Raw genomic sequence first — 6690 nt, 5'->3', positions numbered from 1 at the left:
AGCTACATCGCTCTATTTAGTATACGCTATATATAGTGTCTTTGCGTAAGTCCTGGTTATTTGTAATTAGTACAATTCAATAACGTTTTTAATAATTATCAGCAGAGTTTTGGTATATTATTCCTATTTTTACTGCTCCCCTACTCCCCCGCACCCACGAAAATCTAGAAACGTTTTTGAGATTTGGTATTACCTGTTTCCAGAGCCCATATTCACTCAATCCTATATTTTCTACCTTACCACTATGGGAATTGCTATATATTTAACTAATATTAAGTTTTGATAAATTGGCTAGCTATTGCCACAAATAAGCTGTATAAATTATTTTTAGTTTTGGGAATTTAATAATAATGAGTATAAATATAGCCATAATAGCAGCTCTCGCCTATGGAATCTTAGCCATTGTTGGGGGGATTATTGGATATACAAAAGTAGGCAGCAAAATATCCTTAATATCTGGTAGTATCAGCGGTTTGCTACTAATTATTAGTGGAATTATTCAGCTAATAGGAATAAATTGGGGTTTAATATTTTCTATAGTTATTACAACTATTCTAGTAATTACATTCATTATCCGTTTAGTTAAAACCCGTAAAATGATGCCTGCGGGGTTAATGATTTTAACTGGTATTGCTGCTGTAGCAGTTATGGTGTATCAAATTAGTCTGAATAATTCAGCCACAATTTAAAAATAAAAGTAAGTATTCAGCCATAATATTTTAGCTTTCAGCTCCATTATAACCAATGAGTATAGCCTTGAAAGCAGAAGTTAGCATTGATAGATTTCATCTAATTATAAATATGAATTAAAAGTTTCCTTGATAACTTCAAAAGTATTCAACAATGCTTACTTCATTTATTAATAAACATGAGACCTGACCGCTAATTGTTGTTTGCAGAGCATTCCGGCAAAGAAATACTTACAAAGAAACAGGGAATACGGAAGAGGGAAAAAAGTAGAGACTTGCCCAAATAGACAATAGTTTTCTAGTAAAAAAAATTCCCTCCTAACCCTTGCTTTCAAAAAATTTTCAACAAATCAAGAATCAGAATTTATTTGTGGCATTATTGGATTAATCAACCCATTAGCCGTACTAAAAAGATTAATTGGACCCTTACCATCAGTAATCAAAACACTCTGAAGACGAAGCCCCTCCAACAACCTGGACTACATTTCTGGCCCCCGCACGCGAGAAGCGATCGCCTTACAAGTATCTCCCACAAAATCAGCCACTTGAAATAATCTTGCTGCTACTTGCGGATTATCTCTTTCTATATAAAAATACCAATTATAAGACAACTATAACTGTATCCTGGCATGATATGACGTTTCTAGAGTAAAAATAGAGGTAATTATAAATTATAAATTATCAATTATTAATTATTAATTATTTCTTACTATCGTCGCCAAAGTTTAATAGTTCTGTCTTTACTACCACTAGCAATACTATTACCATCAGGACTAAAACTAACTGTATAAATTTCATCTGTATGTCCGGTTAAAGTATTGACCAATTCTCCTGTTTCTAAATCCCATATATTAATACTATTATCCTTACTACCACTAGCAATATACTGACCATCTCGACTAATATCAACCGAGACAACTTCAGCAGTATGACCAGAAAGAGTTTTGATTAATTTTCCTGTTTTTAAATCCCAAATTTTAACCGTAGTATCATAACTACCACTAACTATTTTTTCCCCATCAGGACTAATCTTAACAGACCTAATAACTCCTTGATGTCCAGTTAATGTATTAATTAATTCTCCTGTATCTAAATCTTCGATTTTGATAGTTTGGTCTGCACTACCGCTAACCAATTTTCTGCCATCAGAGCTAATAGCAATAGAATAAATTACATCTGAGTGATCGGGGAAATTAAAAATTAAGAAACCAGTATTTAAATCCCAAACTTTGACTGTTTTATCTCCACTAGAACTAGCAATTGTTTCATTATCAGGATTCATAGCAACTGACCAAATAGGTGCTCGATGTTCAAAAACCCGAAATGGTTCTCCTGTTGCCAAATTCCAGACAATTACTCTCCAATCATAAGTACCTGCAACTAATTGAGTAGCATCACTATTAAAAGCAACTGACCAAATAGGAGAATTATCCCCAGGAAATGTGTTAAGAACTTTTCCTGTAGGTATTTCTAAAATTTTTATCGTTGTCTCTCTACTACCAGTAGCTAGCATTTTTCCATCTGGACTAAATACAACAGTACCTACAGCAGCCGAATATTGAGATAAATCTTCTACTTGATAATTCTGCCAATTTTTACCTTGTTGACATTTTTGTAAAATATCCTGAACTTCGGCAAAAATATTAGATTTTTCACTAATTAGATTTGTTTGATTAATGCAGTTTTCATAATTTCGCTCTGCATATAAATTTTTCAATAGATTTAATTGTGCCGCTTCTTTTTGTTTTGTTTCTAAAGCTTGCTGTTGCAGAATTTTATTATAATTTTGAAATTTAATATATCTATTAATAGCAAATATTACTGCAATGATAATAGCGATAATTCCTAAAATCAACCACCCGTTAATAGAGGATTTTTGAGAGTTATTAATCAATACTTTTTTTGCTTTTATAAGTAGAGATTTAGGAACTACTCTTTCTTCTATTAACTTTATATCCTCTTGAGTAAGTCCTAAAATTTGTTGTAGACGTTCTAACTCTTCACGAGTTTCATTGCTAAAGGGATATTCTTGTTGAATTGCAGCCCGTAATGTTTGTTCGTATCTTTCTCCTTTCTCCTGATATTTACGGTAAGGATTTAATATTTCATCCTCAATTATTTCTGTTTCTTCTTGTGATAGTTCTAAACTCTCTCGCAGTTCATCTAAAATGCCCCTCCCCACAATAGAAATATCTCCTCGATAACTAGACCGACGAACAACCTCTTCCAGATAAATTTGCCTTTTATCTATAGTTGGATTTGGATTATTGTTAATTTCTTTTAAATCCGCTATAACTTCTGCTACTGACTGATAACGTTCGCGATAATCATAGCGCACCATCTTATCTAAAATATCTGCTAGAGCTGTAGAACAATTTGTTAGGTGTCGCCAAAATATTTCTCTTTTATTACCATTTTCCTGATTTTTTAGTTTAGATAATTCACTACTAGGTAATCCTGTAATTGCCTGAATTCCCATCATTCCTAAAGCATAAATATCACTATTTAATTGTGGGTTATATTCAAATTGTTCAATTGGCATATATTCCATCGTACCAATCCTTGCTGTCTGATTTTGTTGAGCAATGTTAATTTCTTTAACAGCTCCAAAATCAATTAAAACTAATTTATCATCTGATTTTCTTCTAATTAAATTAGCAGGTTTAATATCTCGATGAATTACATTATTTTCATGCACAAATCCTAAAATTTCTAATACTTCTCTGAGAATTCTAATTATTGGGATTTCGGATAGAGCTTTACCAGGCAATATTTCATTATCTAGAGATTGACCAGGAATAAAAGATTGAACTAAATAAAATTCTTGATTTTCTTCAAAGTAAGCAAGGAGTTTAGGAATTTGATTGTGTTGAGATAGCTTTTCTAATATTTTTGCTTCTTGTTGAAATCTACGGCGAATGATTTCGAGAAATCTTTGGTCATAAGTATTTGGCTGTAAATGTTTAACAAAACATTGTGCTTCTCCAGGACGACGAATATCTTGGGCAAGATAAGTATGGCCAAATTCTCCTGATTCAATAATTTTAATAATTTTATAGCGTCCATCTAAAATATTTTCAATCATCATAGTAGACCTTTTTTTTATCTATAAAACCTTGCTCTTGAAGGCAGAGTTTTAATTAAGTAGTTGGGCGTAAATAAATTGACAGCCTTAAGTTAGGTATGAGGTATGAGATTTGAGGATAAACTATTCCCTCTTCCCGTGTCTCTCCCAATTTTCTAATTAATTTTAGCAACCTATCCTATGGGATAAAACAATTTACTCACCTTTGACATCTAAGATTATTAAAATAGCAAAAAATCAAGATGAAAAAAATTAGTACTGTTCTCCAGAAAAGTTATAATTTAAAAGTCAAAAGTATTAAATTGGTAAGGCTGTGAGTATTTTATCAGTAGTAGATGATTTGCTCCAAGGTACAGTATATATATTTTGAAAATTATTTTATTTGAGAAAATAATTTTAAGCCTTAATATTGTTCTGTGAATAGGCAAAAAGTAAAATTGTTAAAGTGTCTTTAATTAATCCCTCACCAGATAAAAGGTTTTAGGTAACTATTGAGTAGCCAGCTATTAGTCATTAGCTTAAATATTTGATATTCATTAGGGATATTAGATAGTAGGTGTTAGGGAAAATACTAATAAAATATTCATGTAAGTATTTCCTGCGGAATTATGCGCACATAGCGGTCAGCTTTTAGCTTGCCTCCAGGGTTGTAACTGCGAACTTCAGCACTTATTATAATTACTAACTTATTATCTTAAATTAAAAAATATTATTGATATATTTACGATAATTTTTAGTATAAATAAAAGCTAGTTAGCTAATATAAGTGTTATTATATCAATCCTCAAAAACTTTGCTATACTTGGATTTTATATTTCTCAATACTATTTATTGGCCTGATATAAGTTTTTAATAAAATTTGTTGTTTTGATTATTATTTTGGCACTTTCCAAGTTTAGCATTACTTTTTATAAATGGTATTAAACAAATCCTTACTTAATTAATCAAAAAATTGAGAGTTGATTGCCAGCTAGTTGAATGCTTACCTATTCATTTTTCCCTAACCCTGATTTCCTATTGCTATTTGGGTATAATTCCACAGAAAAAGCTGACTGGTAATAGCTTAATTATTAAGATTTTAGATTCATATTGATAAAGTAAAAATCAAGTAAAAATAATCTCAATCAAGAAAATTTCCTGATTCAAACACGGAAAGTTAGAAGTCTAAGAAACAGTTTATTAAATGAAAGTTAAATCCTTATTTAGAGTTGGTTTTAGCTGTCGTTGAGATGAACAAGTGAGAATATGGACCCTTGCTCACCCTAGGTGAAAGCTATCCGCTGTCATTCACTAGGATTGAGTCTTCTGACTGTCTTAATATTTTTTTGATTAACAGTCTCTAACAATAACCCTTAATAATTAATTCTGGGAAATTTGTTACTCTAGAACATAAATTTATTCTGGTCAAAAGTTTAATATGGAAGCCTAAATAATGATTTAGGTCACCAAACACAAAAGCCAAATTTCAGTAGTGCTATCATAGATAGAAACATAGCTAAAATCAGGTATAGGGAGTTAAGTGGATGAGTCACGAAATAATAGCAATAAACAGACCTGTTAGACCAAAACAGACAATTGAACCTAATTCTGCTAAGGAGACGCTGCGCGAAAAAACTGAGTCCAAACTAGAAAAACCTACTCCAGTAAAAAGCACCTTATCAAGAACAGAAGGTACAAATCAACCGAGTAAACCACAAAGACCTAGAAAACCAGCTAAACCAAAGTTAAAAGAATCTATTCAACAAGCGATTAATGCTAACGGAAAAGTTTTTAGTTCGGGAGATAAAATTTTAGTATCAGCACCGTGGAGTAGTGAGGTAGAAGCTGAAATTACAGGTTTTTATAAAAGTCCTGAAGGTTCAATCTGGGCAATTTTTCTTCCCCAAAAATCTCTACCTAACTGGAAATGGGAAAAAGGTTGTATCAGGGCAGAATTATTAAAACAACCATAATTAAGCAAATCTAGTAATATTAAATTCAGGATTATTAGCATCTACAAATAACAATAAATATTTGAAAATTATTGTTGATTTTTTCAGGATGTAGAATTGGGAGGGCAGTATTTCAGTTATCAGTTATCAGTTATCAGTTATCAGTAACTCTGGCTGAAGTATGAGGCTTGAGACCTTATTTATTGTCAAAATTAACTGGTATCAGACTGAATTATCCCTCCCCAAAATATATAAAATCAACCAATTTATCAAAGTGCTGAAACTGGTAGTTTTTCTGAAGTTAATTCTTCAGAAAATTGGAAAACAAAATTTTCTTGTTGTTTAGTTTCGATTGTATGTTGTCTGGTTTGTCTGACTGTAGTTATCGCCTTGTCTGGGGAATAACCTAAAGCTACTAAACAACAAGCAGCAACTGTTCCGGTACGCCCCAATCCTGCCTTACAATGAATTACTACTGTTTGTCCTTCCTTTATTACTTTCAAAATATTATTAATTAGATTGATAAAGTCATCTATTGAAGTAGGAATACTTCTATCTTTAATAGGAAATCTGATACTTTTAATTCCTTGTGCTTCTGCTACTTTTCCCAGGTTAGAAATTTGTATATCTTCTAATTCATGTTCTTCTAGAAGTGTTATTAGTATATCTGTCTCATAGTCTAAATGTAGTCTTAATAAGTCTTTATTCAAATCCCGATCCCAATCCAAGTGCATCCCAAAATTTTTCTTACCTGGAGCCAAGGTCATACCAATTTTACCCTTTAATTTTACTACTTCTGGTGTGAAGAAATCGACATTAATGGGGTCATTGTCAGAATTTTTGAGTTGTTTAATCATCTCTACATTAGCTACAAATAAAGATACTATTAATTTATGCCTTTGTTCTAGCAGAGGAATTTTGAATAGTCAATATATAGAACCCATTTGGTATCTTTTCCGTCCAAGGTTATACTAAGTAGCGATCG

5 protein-coding genes are annotated in these 6690 nt (G+C 31.7%); 2 read left to right on the top strand and 3 right to left on the bottom strand.

Going from position 1 to position 6690, the window contains the following annotated elements; genetic code table 11:
- Positions 1 to 356: 356 nt before the first annotated feature.
- Positions 357 to 689 carry a TMEM14 family protein gene (locus ACP6PL_RS11120; protein WP_426545320.1) on the top strand — a complete coding sequence of 111 codons (333 nt, stop codon included), beginning with the start codon at positions 357 to 359 and terminating at the stop codon, positions 687 to 689.
- 479 nt (positions 690 to 1168) lie between these two features.
- On the opposite strand, the gene ACP6PL_RS11115 is transcribed toward ACP6PL_RS11120, so the two are convergent.
- Complete coding sequence (locus ACP6PL_RS11115) at positions 1169 to 1300, bottom strand: hypothetical protein (protein WP_426545318.1); 132 nt, start codon at positions 1298 to 1300, stop codon at positions 1169 to 1171.
- 98 nt (positions 1301 to 1398) lie between these two features.
- Positions 1399 to 3774, bottom strand: a complete 2376-nt coding sequence (locus ACP6PL_RS11110) for a protein kinase domain-containing protein (RefSeq protein ID WP_426545319.1) — start codon at positions 3772 to 3774, stop codon at positions 1399 to 1401.
- A 1523-nt stretch (positions 3775 to 5297) separates the two neighbouring features.
- Here ACP6PL_RS11110 and ACP6PL_RS11105 point away from each other — a divergent pair.
- The gene (locus ACP6PL_RS11105; protein ID WP_426545317.1) at positions 5298 to 5726 is read left to right on the top strand and encodes a hypothetical protein; all 429 of its coding nucleotides are present in this window, start codon (positions 5298 to 5300) and stop codon (positions 5724 to 5726) included.
- A 248-nt stretch (positions 5727 to 5974) separates the two neighbouring features.
- Here the strand turns inward: ACP6PL_RS11105 and ACP6PL_RS11100 are convergent, their stop codons facing one another.
- Complete coding sequence (locus ACP6PL_RS11100; RefSeq protein ID WP_426545316.1) at positions 5975 to 6562, bottom strand: cyclin-dependent kinase inhibitor 3 family protein; 588 nt, start codon at positions 6560 to 6562, stop codon at positions 5975 to 5977.
- Positions 6563 to 6690 lie beyond the last annotated feature (128 nt).

The sequence above is a fragment of the Dapis purpurea BLCC-M126 genome (genome assembly GCF_050015975.1).
In the GTDB taxonomy this organism is placed as follows: domain Bacteria; phylum Cyanobacteriota; class Cyanobacteriia; order Cyanobacteriales; family Microcoleaceae; genus Trichodesmium.
The sequence above is the reverse complement of the archived record's forward strand: the minus strand, read 5'-3'. Positions and strand labels throughout refer to the sequence as shown.

Excerpts from the sequence above, each read along its gene's own strand:
- ACP6PL_RS11110 (WP_426545319.1), bottom strand. The coding sequence starts at position 3,774 with ATGATTGAAAATATTTTAGATGGACGCTATAAAATTATTAAAATTATT.
- ACP6PL_RS11105 (WP_426545317.1), top strand. The coding sequence starts at position 5,298 with ATGAGTCACGAAATAATAGCAATAAACAGACCTGTTAGACCAAAACAG.
- ACP6PL_RS11100 (WP_426545316.1), bottom strand. The coding sequence starts at position 6,562 with ATGATTAAACAACTCAAAAATTCTGACAATGACCCCATTAATGTCGAT.